At 32.6% G+C, this 19335-nt stretch carries 18 protein-coding genes; 7 read left to right on the top strand and 11 right to left on the bottom strand.

Annotated elements, in window-relative coordinates:
- Positions 1-11: 11 nt before the first annotated feature.
- From dnaB to SOI86_RS06350, 3 genes are read right to left on the bottom strand one after another with little or no spacing between them, the layout of a single operon-like run.
- Entirely contained in the window at positions 12-1394 is a 1383-nt protein-coding gene (gene dnaB, locus SOI86_RS06360; protein WP_320681002.1) for a replicative DNA helicase, read from the bottom strand.
- A 58-nt stretch (positions 1395-1452) separates the two neighbouring features.
- A complete protein-coding gene (gene rplI / locus SOI86_RS06355) occupies positions 1453-1908 on the bottom strand; it encodes a 50S ribosomal protein L9 (RefSeq protein ID WP_320681001.1) in 456 nt (151 codons plus the stop codon).
- A 20-nt stretch (positions 1909-1928) separates the two neighbouring features.
- On the bottom strand, positions 1929-2867 hold the full coding sequence (locus SOI86_RS06350) for an acyl-CoA desaturase (RefSeq protein WP_320681000.1): 939 nt from the start codon (positions 2865-2867) through the stop codon (positions 1929-1931).
- Between the two features lie 75 nt (positions 2868-2942).
- On the opposite strand from SOI86_RS06350, the gene SOI86_RS06345 reads away from it, so the two are divergent.
- The 5 genes from SOI86_RS06345 (at position 2943) to SOI86_RS06325 (ending at position 8677) form a co-directional block, all read left to right on the top strand.
- Positions 2943-3641, top strand: coding sequence for a hypothetical protein (locus tag SOI86_RS06345; RefSeq protein ID WP_320680999.1), 699 nt, complete (start codon positions 2943-2945; stop codon positions 3639-3641).
- An 18-nt stretch (positions 3642-3659) separates the two neighbouring features.
- A complete protein-coding gene (locus SOI86_RS06340; protein ID WP_320680998.1) occupies positions 3660-4952 on the top strand; it encodes an aminotransferase class I/II-fold pyridoxal phosphate-dependent enzyme in 1293 nt (430 codons plus the stop codon).
- Positions 4953-4954: 2 nt separating this feature from the next.
- Positions 4955-5344 carry a glycine cleavage system protein GcvH gene (gcvH, locus tag SOI86_RS06335; protein WP_320680997.1) on the top strand — a complete coding sequence of 130 codons (390 nt, stop codon included), beginning with the start codon at positions 4955-4957 and terminating at the stop codon, positions 5342-5344.
- A 45-nt stretch (positions 5345-5389) separates the two neighbouring features.
- Positions 5390-8299: an aminomethyl-transferring glycine dehydrogenase gene (gene gcvP / locus SOI86_RS06330; protein WP_320680996.1), complete on the top strand. Its 2910-nt coding sequence runs from the start codon at positions 5390-5392 to the stop codon at positions 8297-8299.
- A 129-nt stretch (positions 8300-8428) separates the two neighbouring features.
- Positions 8429-8677 carry a hypothetical protein gene (locus SOI86_RS06325; protein ID WP_320680995.1) on the top strand — a complete coding sequence of 83 codons (249 nt, stop codon included), beginning with the start codon at positions 8429-8431 and terminating at the stop codon, positions 8675-8677.
- A 12-nt stretch (positions 8678-8689) separates the two neighbouring features.
- Here SOI86_RS06325 and SOI86_RS06320 read toward each other — a convergent pair whose 3' ends face one another.
- From SOI86_RS06320 to rpmI, 6 genes are all read right to left on the bottom strand, one after another.
- The gene (locus SOI86_RS06320; RefSeq protein WP_320680994.1) at positions 8690-9823 is read right to left on the bottom strand and encodes a glycosyltransferase family 1 protein; all 1134 of its coding nucleotides are present in this window, start codon (positions 9821-9823) and stop codon (positions 8690-8692) included.
- Positions 9824-9849: 26 nt separating this feature from the next.
- Positions 9850-11043: an NAD-dependent epimerase/dehydratase family protein gene (locus tag SOI86_RS06315; protein ID WP_320680993.1), complete on the bottom strand. Its 1194-nt coding sequence runs from the start codon at positions 11041-11043 to the stop codon at positions 9850-9852.
- A 170-nt stretch (positions 11044-11213) separates the two neighbouring features.
- On the bottom strand, positions 11214-12008 hold the full coding sequence (locus tag SOI86_RS06310) for a thiazole synthase (protein WP_320680992.1): 795 nt from the start codon (positions 12006-12008) through the stop codon (positions 11214-11216).
- Positions 12009-12010: 2 nt separating this feature from the next.
- A complete protein-coding gene (locus SOI86_RS06305) occupies positions 12011-12568 on the bottom strand; it encodes a tetratricopeptide repeat protein (RefSeq protein WP_320680991.1) in 558 nt (185 codons plus the stop codon).
- Positions 12569-12604: 36 nt separating this feature from the next.
- Positions 12605-12952 (bottom strand): 50S ribosomal protein L20, encoded by a 348-nt coding sequence (gene rplT, locus SOI86_RS06300; protein WP_320680990.1) that lies wholly within the window; start codon positions 12950-12952, stop codon positions 12605-12607.
- A 28-nt stretch (positions 12953-12980) separates the two neighbouring features.
- Positions 12981-13178: a 50S ribosomal protein L35 gene (gene rpmI, locus SOI86_RS06295; RefSeq protein WP_320680989.1), complete on the bottom strand. Its 198-nt coding sequence runs from the start codon at positions 13176-13178 to the stop codon at positions 12981-12983.
- 91 nt (positions 13179-13269) lie between these two features.
- Between rpmI and SOI86_RS06290 the strand changes: the two genes are divergently transcribed.
- Complete coding sequence (locus SOI86_RS06290; RefSeq protein WP_320680988.1) at positions 13270-14808, top strand: SpoIID/LytB domain-containing protein; 1539 nt, start codon at positions 13270-13272, stop codon at positions 14806-14808.
- 27 nt (positions 14809-14835) lie between these two features.
- Complete coding sequence (locus SOI86_RS06285; RefSeq protein WP_320680987.1) at positions 14836-16137, top strand: glycosyltransferase; 1302 nt, start codon at positions 14836-14838, stop codon at positions 16135-16137.
- Between the two features lies 1 nt (position 16138).
- On the opposite strand, the gene SOI86_RS06280 is transcribed toward SOI86_RS06285, so the two are convergent.
- Both SOI86_RS06280 and clpX read right to left on the bottom strand, forming a co-directional pair.
- The gene (locus SOI86_RS06280; protein WP_320680986.1) at positions 16139-17899 is read right to left on the bottom strand and encodes a DNA polymerase III subunit gamma/tau; all 1761 of its coding nucleotides are present in this window, start codon (positions 17897-17899) and stop codon (positions 16139-16141) included.
- Positions 17900-17957: 58 nt separating this feature from the next.
- Positions 17958-19325 carry an ATP-dependent protease ATP-binding subunit ClpX gene (gene clpX, locus SOI86_RS06275; protein ID WP_320680985.1) on the bottom strand — a complete coding sequence of 456 codons (1368 nt, stop codon included), beginning with the start codon at positions 19323-19325 and terminating at the stop codon, positions 17958-17960.
- Positions 19326-19335 lie beyond the last annotated feature (10 nt).

The following is a 19335-nucleotide window of genomic DNA, read 5'->3' as shown; positions in this document are numbered from 1 at the left end:
TCAGGATCGATTTAATTAGCTAAATTCCTAAATCTTGTAAATTGAGGTTCAAATAATAATTTAACAGTTCCTACGGGTCCATTTCTATGTTTAGTGACAATGATCTCTGTTATCCCTCTATCTTCAGTCTCTGGATTATAGTATTCATCTCTATAAATCATTAATACTAAGTCGGCGTCTTGTTCAATAGAACCTGATTCTCTTAGATCGCTTAACATTGGTCTTTTATTTGTTCTAGACTCAACTCCTCTACTAAGTTGAGACAAAGCAACTACTGGTACTTTTAATTCTCTGGCCATGCTTTTTAAACCTCTTGTTATTCTTGAAAGCTCTTGCACCCTATTATCAGGGGTCGTTCCTTCCATCAATTGGAGGTAATCAATCACAATTAATCCAAGTTCTTTTTTTTGTTCAGCTATTAATCTTCTGCACAGAGATCTCATCTCTAAAACACTTAAGTTAGGTTTGTCATCTATAAATATTGGTAATTCCCCCAATGAATTGATACCTTCTCCAAGTAATGGCCATTCATCTTGTTGTAATCTTCCTGTTCTTAGCCTGCCGCTTTCGATTCCAACTTCCATCGAAAGTAATCTATATGTCAACTGTTCTTTACTCATTTCAAGGCTAAATACGCAAACAGGTAAATCTTGAGATTGAGCAACATTCTTAGCTAGATTAAGAACTATTGAAGTTTTTCCCATTGAAGGTCTTCCAGCAACGATTATTAAATCACTTCTTTGAAACCCTTGAGTCATCGCATCAAGGTCGTAAAAATTTACGGGAATTCCAGCTACTGAAGTACCTAATGATCTCGACTCTATTTCATTGAAAGTACTTGTAAGAATTTCAGCTGCTTGAGTCAGACCTTTTGAAGGTTTTTCTTGACTAATTTCAAATATTTTTTGCTCCGCCTTATCTAAAACTTCATTAGTATCTTGAGTCTGGTCAAAACCTAGTTGAACCACCTCATTTCCGGATCTGATTAGTTGCCTTCTCATGAATTTGTCGTTAATTAAATTGGCAACTTGTTCTATGGAAGCTGTAGAGGATACATTTTCTACTAGCTCTACTAGTTTGTTGTTTCCTCCAATTTTTTCTAGTGATCTGTTATCTGCTAACCATGCACTCATTGATGTTAAATCAGTTGGTTTCCCCTGCGTATGCAACATTAATGCTGTTCTATAAATCTCTTGATGCGCATTTATATAAAAAGCCTCAGGTTTAATTAAGTCCGCAATCCTCCCAATCGCCTCTGGATCAAGGAGTATGCCACCAAGAACAGCTTCCTCAGCTTGAATATTCTGAGGAGGCACTAATCCAGCATTTTCACTATTAAAATCTTTTTTAAAGTTTTTATTTTTCCCATTATTTGGAAAAGGTACGGAAACCATATCTTTAATTGCTTAGATATATACTCTGGCTACTTTTCAAAATAATGCAACTAATTGATTAACTTGTTACTTCAATATTTACTTCTGCATTTACTTCTTGATGTAATTTTATTTTTGCAGTAAAGGAACCTAAATTATGAATATCAGGAACTGTGATATTTCTCCTATCAACTACTTTTTTGGTTGCTGCTTCTATTGCTTCTGCAACATCCCCATTGGTCACCGTTCCAAAAAGCACACCATCTTCTCCAACCTGTTTTTTAATAGTGAATCTACCTATTGTTGATAATGCAGTTTGGAAATCTAAAGCTTCTTGCTTTAATTTATCAGCAGCAATTTTTTCTTTTTCTTTTTTCCTTTCAATTTGTTTAAGAACAGCTGGTGTTACATTCATTGCCTTGCCATAAGGTAGTAGAAAATTTCTTGCATATCCTGGTGCTACTTCAACTAAATCGCCTTCTTTACCTAATGAGGCGATTGATTCAGTTAATGCGACTTGTACTCTTTTAGCCATGAAAATATTGAACAATATAATTAATAATAAGACCTAGAGGGTAACTTTACTTTTTTTGCAAGACCTAATTTCGCAAGAATCTTAATATGTTCCCATGTTATGTCTATTTGACCTCTAAATAATCCTTGTTTTGCTGAATTAGGAAATGCATGATGATTATTATGCCAACCCTCTCCAAATGTTAATGCAGCAACCCATGCATTGTTTTTGGATGAATCACCACTTTCAAATGGCGCCTTACCCCAACAATGTGTTGCGGAGTTCACCAGCCAAGTTACGTGATAAACCACCACAAGTCTCAATGGAATGCCCCAAAGGACTAGGGACCAACCTCCAACTCCTAATTTTTGACCTATTGCGTACAAGGACAGTCCTATAGGAATTTGTAAAAATAAAAAATATTTATTTAGAAATCTATAGTATGGATCTTTAATTAAATCTGCACTTAGTTTTGGAACAGTTTTGAGTGCTTCAACATCTTTGAACATCCAACCCATATGACTCCACCAAAAACCCTTTTTACTATTGTGATGATCTACTTCTGTATCTGAAAAAGAGTGGTGATGCCTATGTAAACCTACCCAATCTATTGGTCCATGCTGGCAACTTATGGCTCCGCAGGTAGCAAAAAATCTTTCTAGCCATCTTGGAACCACGAACGATCTGTGTGATAACAATCGGTGATATCCAAGTGTGACTCCAAGACAAGCAGTAACCCAGTAAAAAAATAATAATGATACGACTGCAGGGAGACTCCAAAACCGTGGTTGTATAGCGACAAAAGAAAGAATATGAATCGCTGCCATGAAAACGATTGTTCCCCAAGTTTTATGTAGCCTTGGAGGATATTTTTTTGAATGCTTGGAAGGTTCCAGTAATTTTTCTGAAAGTTCTATAACTTTTTCAGCTGGAACAGGTTTTTTTAATTTTGCTGTTTCTTGGAAAATTACTGAATTCATGATATTAGAATACTATTTTCAAAAATACCGATATGTAATATTATCATACTATACTATTGATAAGATTAATTATTAGTGAGTCTCGGATATCGCGATAAATTATCTAGAGGTCGTAGGGCTATGGCTCATTTGATACACCTCTGGCATGAGAGAAATGGATGGTCACACAGAGTTTTGCCATTACTTTCTGAAGTTCTTGATTTAGGTAAAGTTCATAATTCTCAAATTTCTAATCTTAGGAATGGGAAGTTGTCTTCGCCAGGTCCTGAAGTTTTTCTTGCTTTAGCTCAAGTAAATACGATTCTTGATCAAGGTATAGAAAAAATCAGGGATCGTTTTGAAAGTGATTACCCAGAGTTATGGAAATCTTTGGAAGAGTCTGCATTACCACTGAAAAATGATTCTGGTAATCCATTGTCGGCCGGGGAGTTATTCGAGATATTCTCAGGATTAAAATCTCTCCCTTCATCTTTTGACTGGTATATAGAAGATGAAGAAGCTTCTGCTTTAAGTGATGCTCTTTCAGTACATTTTTGTCAGAATAAGGCTTGGAGGTCATGTAAAACTCAGGTAATGGAAGCCTATGCTGTCAATAAATCTGCCCGTAGAGAACGTTTTGCTGAGGTAATAGCAGGAATTAGAGATTATACGGCAGAAGAATTAGATGGAGAACTACTTGATTTATATGAGGCTTCAAAAAAACTTTCTTATTTTCAGGGTAGAGGACCTAATGCTTTCCTCGCAGAATTAAGAAATTTAGCTTCTGAAAAATAACATGAGTTTTCATAAGAAATGACACTAAACAATAACTTAAAACTGGCTGAAAACGCTGTTCTTTCTGTCGAAGAGAGTTTAAGTAAAGTTTTCCAAGAAAGGTCCAATCAGGTTTTCCAGAAATTAGAAAATATTTTGACAATTTTTAAGGAAGAAAAAGTTTCTACTAGTCATTTCAATCAATCTTCTGGTAGTGGTCATGATGATATATCTAGAGAAAAAATTGATGCGGTTTTTGCAAGATTGTTTCTTGCTGAAAAGGCAGCTGTGAGGATGCAATTTGTAAGTGGAACGCATGCAATAAGTTCTGTCTTATTTGGAATTCTTAGACCTGGAGATGTAATGTTATCTCTTACAGGACAACCGTATGATACGTTAGAAGAAGTCATAGGAATAAGAGGAGGAGGAAAAGGCTCACTTAAAAATTTTGAGATTGAATATAAGCAAATAAATATCTGCGATAATTTTGATTCTTTTGAAGAAAAAATTATTCATTCTTTTAAAGAAAATGCATGCAAATTAGTATTCATACAAAAAAGTTGCGGATATAGTTGGAGAAAATCTCTTACGAATTATCAGATAGAGAAAATTTGTAGTCTCATTCATTCTCTTGATCCTAACTGTATATGTTTTGTTGATAACTGTTATGGGGAGCTTGTTGAAGATAGTGAACCAATTTCTAAAGGGGCAAACATAATTGCTGGATCATTGATTAAAAATTTGGGAGGAACAATCGTTCCTACCGGTGGGTATGTTGCAGGAGATGCAGAGTTGGTTGAGATGGCATGTTCTAGATTAACCTCACCAGGTATTGGTTCATCTGCAGGAATAAATTTTGGACTAGGAAGATTAATTTTGCAGGGTTTGTTTTTAGCACCACAAATTGTTCACGAATCACTAAAAGGTGCTGATATGGTTGCAGCGGTCTTTAAAAATTTGGGATTTAAGGTTTTACCAGAGCCAGCAACTTATAGATCTGATCTTATTCAGTCAGTAAGATTGAATAATCCTGATTTGGTACAAAAAGTTTGTCAATCTTTTCAAAATTCTTCACCAGTGGATTCTTTTCTGAATGTTGTTCCATCATCAATGGATGGATATGATTCAAAATTATTAATGGCAGGAGGTACATTTATTGAAGGTAGTACAAGTGAATTTTCTGCTGATGCTCCTCTAAGAGATCCTTACAATATTTTTGTTCAAGGTGGTTCTCACATAGCTCACATCAAAATTGCATTAATTCGATTATTATCTGAATTATTAGAGGAAAAATTAATTTCAAAGGATTCTCTACTTCCTTTATTTACTTAATCATGTCTTACCAGTTTCCAGACAACCTCAACTATGCTGATACTCATGAATATGTCTTGGAAGAAAATGGATTATTAAAAATTGGAGTTAGTGAATTTGCCATAGATCAATTAGGAGATATTGTTTTTGTTGAATTAGCTGATCAAGGGGCCACCTTAAAGAAAGGTGAGACTTTTGGAACAATAGAATCAGTTAAGGCCGTTGAGGAAGTCTATCTGCCTTTTTCAGGGGAAATAGTATCTGTAAATGAAAGTGTTATTGATAACCCTGAGCTTTTACAGAATGATCCGATTGGAAACGGTTGGTTAGTCATTTTGAAACCAGAATCAAAAGCATCAATTGCTGATTTAATGACTTCTGAGGAATATCAATCAAAGGTTGTACCAAAATAAGGCAAACTTTTTAAAAAGAGCTATTTTAAAGAAAAATATTTTAATATGACATCCGAATTTGGGTCCGATTTGTTTATAGATAGGCATCTTGGGTTAGGAGATAATGATGAAAGAGTTATGCTGAACAAGCTTGGTTTTAATAATATTGATCAATTTATAAACTCAGTTATTCCTGAAGATATTCAGCTTAAAGATAAATCTTCAGAAATATTGCCCAAAGGTTGTTCAGAAACAGAGGCTTTAAATGAATTAGAAGAGATTGCAAAGAAAAATACTAAAATGAGATCACTAATAGGCCTTGGTTATTATGACAATCATATGCCTAAAGTCATCCAAAGACATGTTCTTGAAAATCCAAGGTGGTACACGTCTTATACTCCATATCAAGCAGAAATTGCACAAGGAAGATTAGAAGCTCTATTTAATTTTCAGACTATTGTTTGTGAACTAACGGGATTTCCTGTCGCCAATGCATCTTTATTAGATGAAGGTACTGCTGCTGCAGAAGCTATGGCAATGAGTTTTGCCGCAAGAAAAAATAAATCTTCAAAAGTGTACTTAGTGGAATCAAATGTTTTTGATCATACTTTTAATGTTTTACAAACCAGAGCAAAACCTTTGGGTATATCCTTAAAACGCTTCACTCAAAGCAACCTTCCTAATCATGATGATGTTTTTGGAATTTTGTTGCAATTACCAGGTAAAAATGGGCAATTATTTGATCCCACATTCTTAATATCCCAAGCTCATAAATCAGAAATTATTGTAACGGCATGTATTGACCCACTGGCACAAGTTTTAATTAAACCAATTTCTGAATTTGGCGTTGATGTAGCAGTGGGTAGTATGCAAAGATTTGGTGTTCCAATGGGTTTTGGTGGACCCCATGCAGCATATTTTGCCTGTAGCGAACAATATAAAAGGCTGATACCTGGAAGAATTGTTGGGCAAACTCTCTCGAAAAATGGCGAAAAGTCTTTAAGATTAGCATTGCAAACAAGAGAGCAACATATTAGAAGGGAAAAGGCCACTAGTAATATTTGTACTGCTCAATCTTTGTTAGCTATAATTTCATCTTTTTATGCGATTTATCATGGACCTTCTGGATTAACGCAAATTGCTAAGAGATTAGTGGAGTTGAGACTAAATTTAGAATCATGTTTAGCTGATTTAGGTTTTGATATTCCTGATGGGATTAGATTTGATAGTGTTGATGTTTATTCTAAGCACTCGCAGAGGATCCATAATGAAGCTTTAAAAAATGGGTATAATTTAAGAATTTTGCCTTTGGGATCAACTATAGAAAATTCAACTGGCTTTGGGATTTCTTTAGATGAGCTGAGTAATGAAAAAGAAATCAAAGATATTTTGACTTTCATAGCAAATCTTATAGAAAAAAAAGAAGATTTAGAGCATATAAAATTTGATAAAAGATTTCATCTTGAAAGTTTAGCTTTGAGATCCAATGAATGGATGCAGCAAGATATATTCAAAAATTACCAAAGTGAAACGGAATTAATGAGATATATATTCCGACTTGCTGAAAAAGATTTTTCTCTGGTAGATGGAATGATGCCATTAGGAAGTTGTACTATGAAGTTAAATTCTGCAGCAGAGTTAAATCCAGTCTCTTGGTCTAATTTATCTTCTATTCATCCCTTTTCTCCACTAGATCAAACTAAGGGCTATTCAAAAATAATATCTGACCTAGAAAAATGGATAAGTGATATTGTTGGTTTAAAATCAGTTTCTTTTCAACCAAATGCAGGTTCTCAGGGAGAGTTTGCAGGATTATTAGCAATAAATTCTTATTTTGAAGCACAAGGTGAACTTTCAAGAAAAAAATGTTTAATTCCTAAAAGTGCCCATGGAACAAATCCTGCTAGTGCAGTTATGGCAGGTTTTGATGTTTTAACCGTTGAATGTGATGACGAAGGAAATATTGATTTTCAAGATTTGTCGATCAAGGTCAAAAAATTTGATCACCAAATAGGAGCCCTTATGTTGACTTACCCGTCTACTCATGGAGTTTTTGAATTGCAAATCAGAAAGATATGTGACTTAATTCACTCTGTTGGAGGATTTGTCTATTTAGACGGAGCAAATCTGAATGCTCAGGTTGGATTATGTAAACCCGGGAATTATGGAATTGATGTTTGTCATTTGAATTTACATAAAACATTCTGCATTCCACATGGAGGTGGTGGCCCAGGAGTAGGCCCAGTTGCTGCATCAGAAACTTTAAGCCCATTTCTTCCTACTCATTCTTTAATGGATAATGATTTATCTGATAGTTCTAATTACGTATCTTCTGCCAAGCATGGGAGTGCAAGTATTCTTCCAATAAGTTGGATGTACATAAAGATGTCTGGTCTTAGTGGTTTAAGGAAAGCAACTGCGCATGCAATTTTATCTGCAAATTATATTGCTCATTCTTTAAAGCATAAATTCGAGATTCTTTATAAAGGAAGAAATAATTTTGTCGCACATGAATGTATTTTAGATTTTAGAGATTTAAAATCTAAAACTGGTTTGAGTGTAAATGATTTAGCTAAAAGATTAATAGATTATAGTTTTCATGCCCCAACTATAAGTTGGCCTGTTCCAGAGACCATAATGATAGAGCCTACTGAAAGTGAAAGTTTGGCTGAATTGGATAGATTTTGTGAGGCTATGCTCTTGATCGGAGAAGAAATTAGCGAAATAGAAAAAAATATTGAATTAAAGAATAATAATGTAATTAGTAACGCTCCCCATACTCTGAAAGAGTTAATTACTGACAATTGGCATTATCCTTATTCAAAAGAAAAAGCTTCTTTCCCTTATAAAACTCCAACTTCTATTAAGTTTTGGTCTTCAGTTTCTAGGATCAATAATGCATATGGCGATCGCAATTTAATTTGTTCTTGCAATGTAAATCAAGGAGAGAATTTCGAAGAAAAAAAATGTGCTTAAAGGCCTAGCTTTCTTGTATTTACTTAGTTATTATAAGTTTGAATAAAAATTTAATATTTTCTTATAGAATTTTTTTAAATTTTTTTATTAAAATATTCGAGCATCAAATTTTTTGGGGTATTTGAAGCTATGACAAAAGATTTTAAATCTGGTAATGTTAAGCACCTGCCAGTTAAGAACGTCGACTTACCAAATTTTGTCAATAATTTTTCAGGAGATAACTCAAACATTTGTTCCATTGAGGGAACTAATGTCATAAGAGTACCTTTTGGTAAAAAATTCTCAAAGAAAAAAAGGCCTGAAAAGAATCAAAATATCGCTACTCTAATACTTCCCTTAACTTCGTATAGTAGTCCTACGCCTCCACACGTAGCATAATTAATACTAAGTTTAATCTATTTCTTTGAGAGTATTTTCATAATAATTTTGCAGTTGTAACGTTGCTTGATTCCAATCCCATTTTTCTGCTTCGTTTCGTGCCTCTTTTCTCATAACTTCTCTTTTATCTTCATTCTCTAGAATTTTTTTTGTCGCTTCAATCAAACTCTGTTCTCCATTATCTTTTTCATCAGGATCATATAAACAACCATTAATCCCATCGCTAATAATATCTGGAATCCCCCCCTTGTTGGCTCCGATAACTGGACATCCTGCTGCCATTGCTTCTAGTAAAACCAATCCAAGTGTTTCTGTACTAGATGGAAATAAAAATATATCTCCAGAGGCATAGGCGCTAGCAAGTTCATCGCCAGATAAATATCCTATGAAATTAGTCTTAGTATTTTCGAAAATTTTTTCAAGCTGGTTTCTGTATGGTCCATCACCCACAAGTGCTAGGCAAGCATTAGGGATACTTTCTAAGACTGGTTTAATTCTTTCAATTTGCTTTTCTGCTGATAATCTTCCTACATAAATCAATAAGTAATCAGCGTCTTTATATTTACCAAATAATTTTTCTCTCATTCTCTCACTTCTCAAATCTGGTCGGAAACTGTAAGTATCTACTCCTCTTTGCCATAGAGCAGTCCTTTGAATACCTTTATCTTTTAACTCATTGACCATAGCAGTTGAAGTACATAAGTTTAACAAGGCTTGATTATGAGCTGCTTTAAGTAATTCCCACAAAAGTGGCTCTAACATTCCCATACCGTAATGTTCCAGATATTTTGGAAGATGAGTATGGTAGCTAGCAATTAAAGGAATATTATTAGTTTTCGCCAACCATATACCACCTAATCCAAGTACAGCTGGATTAACAACATGTATCAAATCTGGGTTAAATTTTTCTAACTTATCTGAAACTGCAGGACCTGGTAAGCCAAGCTTCAACTCTGGGTATAAGGGTAATGGCATCGCAGCAACTCCAACTACAGTTGCTCCCATATATGATTCTGGACACCCCTCTGGGCAGAAAATTATAACTTCATTACCATTTTTTATTAAAAATTCAATCGTTTTAGTCAGTCTTGTGACTATGCCGTCAACTTTAGGTAAAAAAGTTTCAGTAAACAATGCAATTTTCACTTTCTTAGGTACCTATTTCAGAAATTTTACTTAGTCTTTATAGCCTCAGCTTGTTTTTTAGTCCAGGATGAAACACAAGGGATGCGCTTAAGATCACATCTATTGGAGTATTTTTTAGCAACTTCAACAACTTCTTCTAATAAGCCATTATCAAGAGTCGTTGGGTTTAAACCTAATTCTATGAAGCATTTATTATCAACAATTAGATCATTTTCTACCGCTTCATTCCTTGGATTTGGTAAATAATTGATATCAGCTCCTGTTAGAGAAGCAACTTTTTTAGCTAATTCTCCAACTTGATGACTCTCAGTCATTTGATTGAAGATTTTGACTCTTTCTCCAGATTTTGGAGGATTTTCAAGAGCAAGTTGTACGCATTTTACAGAGTCTTTTATATGTATAAATGCTCTTGTTTGCCCTCCTGTCCCATGAACACTTAATGGATATCCAATTGCAGCTTGCATTAGAAATCTGTTTAAAACAGTTCCATAATCTCCGTCATAGTCAAATCGGTTTGTCAATCTAGGATCTTTTAAGGTTGCTTCTGTATTTGTTCCCCAAACAATGCCTTGATGTAGATCAGTGATCCTTACAAGATCATTTTTGTTGTAGTAAAGAAATAATAATTGATCTAAAGTTTTAGTCATATGGTAGACACTACCTGGACTTGCAGGGTGTAATATTTCTTCTTCAAAGCGACTTCCATCTGGTTGTGGAACTTCAACTTTTAGATAACCTTCTGGAATTGTTGCGCCTCTATGTGATCCATATCCGTAGACTCCCATTGTTCCTAAATGAACAACATGAATATCTAGATTACTCTCTACTATTGCAGCAAGAAGGTTGTGGGTGCCATTAACATTATTATCAACTGTATATCTTTTGGTAAAACTAGATTTCATCGAGTAAGGTGCTGCTCTTTGTTCTGCAAAATGAATCACGGAATCTGGTTTTTCATCAATGAGCAAATTGAGTAATTTTTGATATTGCTTAGAGATATCCATATTAAGAAATCTCATAGGCTTACCTCCAATCTCTTTCCATGCAGAAAGCCGTTCTGTTATCGAAGCAATTGGAGTTAAAGATTCTACCTCTAGATCAATATCAATTTTTCTACGACTTAAATTGTCGACAATAATTACATCATGATTTTGCTCTGCTAAATTCACCGCACAAGGCCAACCGCAAAAACCATCTCCACCAAGAACAATAACTTTCACTCAGATCTCCAGAATTAATAGATTCATAATATATTTATTAAATTACTACAGCGTGCTTCCAATTTGCGAAAAAACATTGTAAATAGTTTCAAATCTTCTTTCTTAATACGATACATAAAATCTAGTAAAAAATTTTTACTATTTTTTTAAACTTTGCTCAATTTAGAGAATTATATAGATATATTTACTTCCGGTGAACTTGCTACTGCAAAGTCTTGTTTTTTAATTCTTCCCGCTAGAAAAGCTTGCCTCCCTGCCTTTACTCCATAATTTATAGCTTGAGCCATTAGAGGCGGATTTTCAGCTTGTGCTATTGCACTATTGATTAATACACCATCAGCTCCAAGTTCCATGGCTTGAGAAGCTTCACTTGGTACCCCAATTCCCGCGTCAATTATCACTGGCACTCTGGCATTTTCAATAATTATTGTTATGTTTGATAAATTTAATAAACCCTGTCCTGAGCCAATAGGCGAGCCTAATGGCATTACAGTTGAACAACCTAGTTCCTCTAGTCTTTTTGCAAGAATAGGATCTGCATTGATATAGGGAAGTACAGCAAAACCTTTTTTTATTAAAACTTCAGCTGCTTTTAGTGTTTCTATTGGATCTGGCAGTAAATACTTTTTGTCAGGAATAACTTCCAACTTGACAAAATTATTTTCTTCTTGACCAGATAATTTTGCAAGTTCTCTTCCCAAAATTGCTATTCTGACTGCCTCATCGGCATTTACACAACCCGCTGTATTAGGAAGCATCCAGTATTTTTCCCAATTAATCTTTTCGAGTAAATTTTCTCCTGTTTGATTATTTTTAATTCTTCTTACAGCGACGGTTATAATTTCTGTTTCGGAGTTTGATAAGCTTTGTACCATATCTTGTGTAGATTTGTACTTGCCAGTACCTACCATTAATCTACTGGAAAATTGTTTTCCTCCAATTAGTAAAGATGAATAATTTTCCATATTTAGAATCCCTTATTTTTTATCCCTTCATAAGGTTTGTAATTATTTCTTTTTTCTAACTCCTTACTTTTTTTAATTGCTGTTTTGTTTTTTGGATCTATCACTAAAACCTTTTGATAAGTAGCATATGCTAAGTCGTATTCCAATAAACGCTGTTGTGCTGATGCGAGATTATTTAGAGCTATCGGATATTCAGGGAGTGATTTTATTGCATAATTATAATATTTAATGGCTTTTTTAAATTCATTTTGAGCAGCATAAGAAAATCCCAAAGCGTTATTTATTATGGCTTTGGCTTCATCAGGTTCATTTTCATAATTTTCAATTGCTTTTAAAAAAGTCTTAGTTGCTTCAGCATATAATCTTTTTTTTATCTGAACAGACCCAAATTCATATAATTCTGTAGCTTTAGATAGAGAATCTAAACCTTTCTGTTCAAATTTTACTAAATTAAATTCTTCACTTCTTGTTTTTAGAAATTGTCTGAATACAAAAATAGAAATTATTATTAGTACTGTAAAAAGAATTATTAAATACGATTGAAAGGAAGATATTTCCATTATTTATAATTACTTTTTTAAATTATATTCTTTTTTTTAATGGCTAACGGAAGAAACTATTTTTTCAAAACATTTTGGATCATTTAAGGCTAATTGAGCAAGCATTTTTCTGTTAATTATAATTTCTGAATTTTTCATGCCATTTATTAACTTGCTGTAGTTAGTACCATTTATTCTGGCTGAAGCATTAATTCTAGAAATCCAAAGTCTTCTAAAATCTCTTTTTCTTCTTCTTCGATCTCTGTAAGCATTACAAAGGGCTTTCATTACCCTTTGATTTGCTGTTCTGAAAAGATTTTTGTTTCCTCCTCTAAAACCTTTTGCAAGATTTAAGATTTTGTTTCTTCTTTTTCTGGCTATATTGCCTCTTTTAACACGTGCCATGAATTATTAAGGAAAATGGGTTAATAAGTTATGCGTATGGAATCATCAATCTTACATTATCAGCATCTCTTTCATCAACTACGGCTTTCGTTGAAAGATGTCTTTTTACTTTTGAGCTTTTATGATCAAGTAAATGATTATGGAAAGCTCGTCTTCTCATAAATTTACCCGTTGCAGTAGCTTTAAATCTTTTGGCAGCTGATTTACGAGTTTTTAGTTTAGACATTTAAGTCAAATGTGTTTAATTTAAATAATCTAAACCTTTATACGCATTGGTGCAAATTAAAGTTTTTAATTGATAAGGAAAGTTGCTGCTTATGAAACTTAAATCTAACTTTCTAAATTTATTTTTAGGCTTTATTTCTCTTATACTAATTGACACTAAATTTACTTTTAATTTAGTCGCGGAAGAATTGCTAAAGATTGAACTCAATACAGAAATTAAAAAAGGAAAATTTTTAATTGGTTTAAAGCAATATCTTGGTGGGGAAAATGATAATTTTTCTAAGAGAAAGAATATTAATTTTATAACTGATAAAGGCTTTTTAAACTTGATTTCATCTAATGGTATTAAACACAAATCAAAACAGATTAAAATTACTTGGAGGAATATACCTCTCAAAAATCCAAAAACAATTGAAAGAATTGTTTTTGGGCCTTTTGCGAGTTATGAATCAGCAAAGAAACAAGCAGATAAACTAAAAGATAAAGGATTTAAGACTACCGTTGCTTACCCTAAATATTGGGAAGTATGGATTCCATTTGAAGATGATCTACCAGAATTTGAATTAAAAAATAAGATTTTCAGAAAAATAAAAAATATACAAATTACTCCTTTTCTAAGTAGTGAGAATATTTTTAAGAAACTCGAAGGACCAATACATATTTATGCTGACGAGGAAATAAAAATAAATGATGTTACTTTTGGCAAGAATTTTTATTTAAGACAAGATTCATATGGAAGTTGGACGTTAATACAGAAAATTAAGTTTGATGATTATTTGGAAGGTGTTTTGCCATACGAAATTGGACCGAGTTCTCATATTGAAGCACTCAAGGCACAAGCAGTTATTGCCCGAACTTGGGGAATTTTTAATTCTGATAGATTTAATATGGATAAATATCATTTATGTATAAGCACTCAATGCCAAGTTTATAAGCCTCCTAAAATAAAAAATATAAAGGTACAAAAAGCTATAGAAGCAACTTCAAATTTAATTCTTAAATATGAAAATCAACCCATAAATGCTTTTTATCATGGTTCTAATGGTGGTATATCTGCCACAGCTGGTGAGTCTTGGCAAATGCAAAATTACCCTTACTTTAATACGACGATAGACGGTTCTAAGGCATTAAATCAAATTTTTAAACCTCCAATTACAAGTGAATCTGAATTAAATAATTTTTTAGACTTTGATAAAGAACAGTTTTATGGAAGCAATCACTCTCTTTTTCGTTGGAATAAGGAAATTTCTAGTCTTGAAATTAAAGAAAAGTTAATTAAAAACAAACTTATAAACATTAATGAAAATGTGTTGGATTTAAATGCTATTGAACGTGGTTCAAGTGGCAGAGTGACAAAATTAGAAATTCAGACGAACAAAGTTAATAAATCTATTATTCTAGTTAAAGATGATATTCGACGGGTATTGAGTTTTTTACCTAGTAATTTATTCACTATTAATAAATTAAGTGATGATTTATGGCTTTTGAAGGGAGGAGGCTTCGGCCATGGTGTAGGTTTATCACAGTCAGGAGCAATTGAAATGGCTGATTTAGGATTCTCTTATGAACAAATATTGAATCATTACTATCGAGATGCAAAACTTGAAAAATTTGAGATATTGTCTCAATGAGAATTAAATAATTAGCAATTTACTTTTATGAGCACGAGTTTTTATAAAAATCGAAGATTGAAGTCGTTTTTATTTCTTAATGCTTGTTTCTTGGTAGCAATCATTCCTCATTTTTACAATATCAGAGGGTTTTTTTACTTTATATTGACTCTTTCATTTTTGATTGCTTTTTATGGATTAATAGTTATTTCTAGAAATTTCAAAAGGAACAACTTTTTAAATACTTTTAGCAGTAGAGTCAGTAATAAAGATTTACCTTTTCTTGATATTTTAGTTGCAGCTAGAGATGAAGAGAATGTTATAGCAAGATTAGTTGAAAGGTTATTTAATTTAGATTATCCAACAAATAAATTAAATATTTATATTATTGATGATGGGAGTTCGGATAAGACGCCTTTAATTTTAGATCGATTATCCAGGCAATTTGAAAAGTTAAAAGTTATCAGTCGTTCTCCAAACGCAGGCGGCGGGAAGTCAGGAGCTTTAAATTATGCCTTGAAGTTTACTCATGGTGAATGGCTCTTAGTCTTGGATGCTGATGCTCAACTCAAAAAAGATTCTTTGATAAGGTTATTTAGTTTTGTAGAAGAGGGAGATTGGTCTGCGGTTCAATTAAGAAAATCAGTAACAAATGTGAGTAAGAATTTTTTAACTTCATGCCAGTCAATGGAGATGGCTATGGACGCTATCTTTCAATATGGAAGGTTATCAGTTGCTGGAGTTTCTGAATTAAGGGGAAATGGGCAATTAATTAAAAAAGATACATTATTGGCATGTGGTTCCTTTAATGAAGAGACAGTTACGGATGATCTAGATTTAAGTTTAAGATTATTATTATCACAATCTAGAATTGGAATCTTATGGGATCCTCCAGTAATGGAAGAAGCAGTTGAGAACTTAAATGCTTTATTAGCTCAAAGGCAAAGATGGGCAGAGGGTGGCTTGCAAAGATTCTTTGATTATGGAGATCAATTACTTACTAAAAAAATTGATTATTTTCAGAAATTTGATTTAACTTACTTCTTCATCTTGCAATATGCACTGCCAATTATTTCTATTTTTGATTTAGTTTTCAGTATCGCTTTATTAGATTCACCAATTTACTTCCCTATTTCATTGACAGCTTTTATGTTATCTGGAATAGCTTTTTGGTATGGCTCATATTGCAAAAGTGAAGTGCCTGTATTGGATAAAGGAAATTTTTTGATGATATTTTTATCCGTTTTTTATTTATCACATTGGTTTCTAGTAATTCCTTGGGTAACAATAAAAATGTCTATTTTTCCAAAAAAGATTCTTTGGCGAAAAACTCTTCATACTGGAGTTTAATTTATTCATCAATGTCTATAATTTCGCCATTAAAAAAATCTGCTAAGTTTTTTGAACTATCATCATAAGTTTCCTCTTTTGATATTTTTGTTGAAAAATTAGTTTTTGGTTCTATTGTTTTTATTTCTTTCAGATTTTTTACTTCATTTTTGTTTGACGGAGAGTTCGTTGGATTACTTTTAGTTAATTGTTTGGTAGAAAAATTAAGTATTATTTGCTCTCCAAATATCTTTTTTACCGTATCTTCAATTATAACTTTTCTGCTTTTTATCATATTTTCCCAGTTTGGAGATAATGCAATTGTGATTTTCTCAGAATTAAAACTTTCAAGTTCGGCTTGTTGTTTAAGTAACATTCTTGTTGATGGTAACTCTAATTTAGAAAGAATTAATTCCCATTTATCTTTTAAATTATTTGGCCTAGAATCATTTTGGTAATTATCAGAAATATTCTCCATACTTTCTTTTGCAGGAACGTTAAAAATTTCTAATTTCTCCTCTTTTTTTACGATCAATTCCTCGCCATTTATATGCTCTTTGATGCTTTTTTTGCGAATTTCATCAGACATATTTTCTTTATTAATTATTGCCTTGTTTTTTATACTTTCATGCTTCTCTATAGTTGTATTATTTTTATTTTCTTGCTTATTTTTAAAACTATTTATCTCTTGGGAATCTAGAAGGCCAGTTAAATGTATTTCCAACCAAAGTCTTGGATTATCACTTGTTTTAATTTGATATTCAATATTTCTTAGATTATTATGCCAATTAATTATTGTTGATTTATTTATTGTTTTTGAGAGTTTATCCAATTCATTTTGAAATTCATCAGAGGTATAATAAAGATCTGAGTATTTATTATTTCTATTGTAAAGTAGTAAATCTCTTGTTATATTCAATAATCCAATAATTATTTGATGGGGTTCGTTGCCAGTATCATATAATTTGTTGCAGGTAATTATTAATAACTCTGGATTTCTATTAATTAATGATTTAATCAGATTTGTTAATTCAATTTCTGGTACTTCTCCTAGCAAGTTTTGAATATTTTTAATTGTTATACCCTCTGGAAGAAGATTAAGTTGTTCAAGAAGACTTTGTGCATCTCTCATTCCTCCATTAGATCTTTTCGCAATCATGTTTAATGCTTGAACTTCATATTGAATGGATTCTTTTTCTGCTATTTCTGATAAGTGTTTAAAAATATCACTAGGGCTTATTCTTCTAAAATCAAAGTTTTGACATCTACTTTTTATTGTATTTAATACTCTCTCAGGATTTGTAGTAGCAAGGATAAATACAACTCTTGAGGGCGGTTCTTCAATAGTTTTAAGTAAAGCATTTGAAGCCGCTGTAGAAAGCATATGACATTCATCAATTACGTATACTTTCCATCTCGCTTGCGTAGGGGCGAATCTCGCTCTTTCTATGATTTCTCTTATATTTTCAACTCCAGTATTTGATGCTGCATCAATCTCAATAATATCCAGAGCATTACCATCTGAAATTTGTCTACATAAGATACATTTATTACATGGATTTATTGTTGGGTTTTCGAATGCATGGCAGTTTAAAGATTTCGCAAATATTCTCGCACTTGATGTTTTTCCAGTTCCTCTTGGTCCATTAAAAAGATATGCAGGAGCAATTTTGTTTGTTAATAGTGCTTGTTTTAGAGTAATAGATATAAAATTTTGCCCAACTAGTTCGTCAAGGTTGCTAGGTCTATATTTTTGATGAAAAGGCTTATGAATATTAGACATTTATTCTTCATTAATTAGAACAATTAGGGTTCAAACTGCAACAATTAAACTCTAATGTTTACGCGGATTCTTTAATGATTCTTTTAGATCCTGAAGGTAGTTTAACAATTTTGGATGTGAATAAATTATCTACCATTTTTTTTGTAATTGTGAATTCTTTTACATTTTCTTCAGAAGGTAAAGTATACATTATGTCCAGCATTAATTCCTCAATTATGGATCTTAATGCTCTTGCACCTGTTTTTCTCTTATATGCTTCATTCGCTATTGCTTCAACTGAATCAGGTTCAAATGTTAATTCAACATTATCCATACTTAGTAACGTTTTGAATTGCTTTACTAATGCATCTCTTGGTTGAGTCAGAATTGATTCTAAAGTTTCTTTAGTCAGACGATCTAATACAGCACAAACCGGAATTCTTCCAATAAATTCTGGAATTAGTCCATATTTAACTAAATCATCTAACTCTAAATTTTTCAGAGTATCTCTTTGGTCTACTATTTTTTTTGTATCAACTTTGTTTTGATCTGAATTTGTGGTAAATCCTATGGAGTGTTTACCCATACGTTTTTGAACTATATCCTCTAAACCTATAAAAGCTCCGCCGCAAATAAATAAAATTTGACTCGTATCAATTTGGATGCAGTCATGATAAGGATGTTTTCTGCCCCCTTGAGGTGGAACATTAGCAATTGTCCCTTCAAGCATTTTTAATAATGCTTGCTGTACGCCTTCACCTGAGACATCTCTAGTAATTGAGGGATTCTCGCTTTTTCTAGCAATTTTATCTATTTCATCTATATAAATAATTCCTTTTTGAGCTAGCTCTACATTCATTTCTGATTTTTGCAGAAGTCTTAAAAGGATATTTTCAACATCTTCTCCAACATATCCAGCTTCTGTCAAAGTCGTTGCATCAGCTACTGCAAAAGGAACATCGAGAAACTCAGCTAAAGTTTGTGCCAATAATGTTTTTCCGCTTCCAGTTGGGCCGATGAGTAAAATATTTGATTTTTGTAATTTCGTTGCTTGTGAATCTTTTGAATTGTTATTCTTATTTTCTTCTGTAACTTTCCAAGCTAATCTTTTGTAGTGGTTATATACGGCTACTGATAATATTTTCTTTGCAGATTCTTGTCCAACAACTTGATTATCAAGAAAACTTTTAATTTCTAATGGTTTAGGAATTGAGGTTAATTCTAAAGGAATAGATTTTTTGGGATTATCAGTTGGTAATTTCTTTTTTACTTGCGGGGAGTTGTTTGTGTTTGCTTGATTATCAAGTAGTTCTTCATCGAGAATTTCATTACAAAGATCTATACACTCATCGCAGATATAAACCCCAGGACCAGCGATTAGCTTTCTTACTTGGTCTTGTGATTTACCGCAAAATGAACATTTAAGATGGGCGTCGAATTTAGCCATCGATTATAAA

It is taken from the genome of Prochlorococcus sp. MIT 1314 (genome assembly GCF_034093315.1).
Taxonomy (GTDB): Bacteria; Cyanobacteriota; Cyanobacteriia; order PCC-6307; family Cyanobiaceae; genus Prochlorococcus_A; species Prochlorococcus_A marinus_Y.
Note: the sequence above shows the minus strand (reverse complement) of the source record. Positions and strands in the feature narration are given on the sequence as shown.

Bases quoted from the DNA above. Each gene is read 5' to 3' on its own strand.
- dnaB (WP_320681002.1), bottom strand. From the start codon at position 1,394: ATGGTTTCCGTACCTTTTCCAAATAATGGGAAAAATAAAAACTTTAAA.
- rplI (WP_320681001.1), bottom strand. From the start codon at position 1,908: ATGGCTAAAAGAGTACAAGTCGCATTAACTGAATCAATCGCCTCATTA.
- SOI86_RS06350 (WP_320681000.1), bottom strand. From the start codon at position 2,867: ATGAATTCAGTAATTTTCCAAGAAACAGCAAAATTAAAAAAACCTGTT.
- SOI86_RS06340 (WP_320680998.1), top strand. From the start codon at position 3,660: ATGACACTAAACAATAACTTAAAACTGGCTGAAAACGCTGTTCTTTCT.
- gcvH (WP_320680997.1), top strand. From the start codon at position 4,955: ATGTCTTACCAGTTTCCAGACAACCTCAACTATGCTGATACTCATGAA.
- gcvP (WP_320680996.1), top strand. From the start codon at position 5,390: ATGACATCCGAATTTGGGTCCGATTTGTTTATAGATAGGCATCTTGGG.
- SOI86_RS06325 (WP_320680995.1), top strand. From the start codon at position 8,429: ATGACAAAAGATTTTAAATCTGGTAATGTTAAGCACCTGCCAGTTAAG.
- SOI86_RS06310 (WP_320680992.1), bottom strand. From the start codon at position 12,008: ATGGAAAATTATTCATCTTTACTAATTGGAGGAAAACAATTTTCCAGT.
- SOI86_RS06305 (WP_320680991.1), bottom strand. From the start codon at position 12,568: ATGGAAATATCTTCCTTTCAATCGTATTTAATAATTCTTTTTACAGTA.
- rplT (WP_320680990.1), bottom strand. From the start codon at position 12,952: ATGGCACGTGTTAAAAGAGGCAATATAGCCAGAAAAAGAAGAAACAAA.
- rpmI (WP_320680989.1), bottom strand. From the start codon at position 13,178: ATGTCTAAACTAAAAACTCGTAAATCAGCTGCCAAAAGATTTAAAGCT.
- SOI86_RS06290 (WP_320680988.1), top strand. From the start codon at position 13,270: ATGAAACTTAAATCTAACTTTCTAAATTTATTTTTAGGCTTTATTTCT.
- SOI86_RS06285 (WP_320680987.1), top strand. From the start codon at position 14,836: ATGAGCACGAGTTTTTATAAAAATCGAAGATTGAAGTCGTTTTTATTT.
- SOI86_RS06280 (WP_320680986.1), bottom strand. From the start codon at position 17,899: ATGTCTAATATTCATAAGCCTTTTCATCAAAAATATAGACCTAGCAAC.
- clpX (WP_320680985.1), bottom strand. From the start codon at position 19,325: ATGGCTAAATTCGACGCCCATCTTAAATGTTCATTTTGCGGTAAATCA.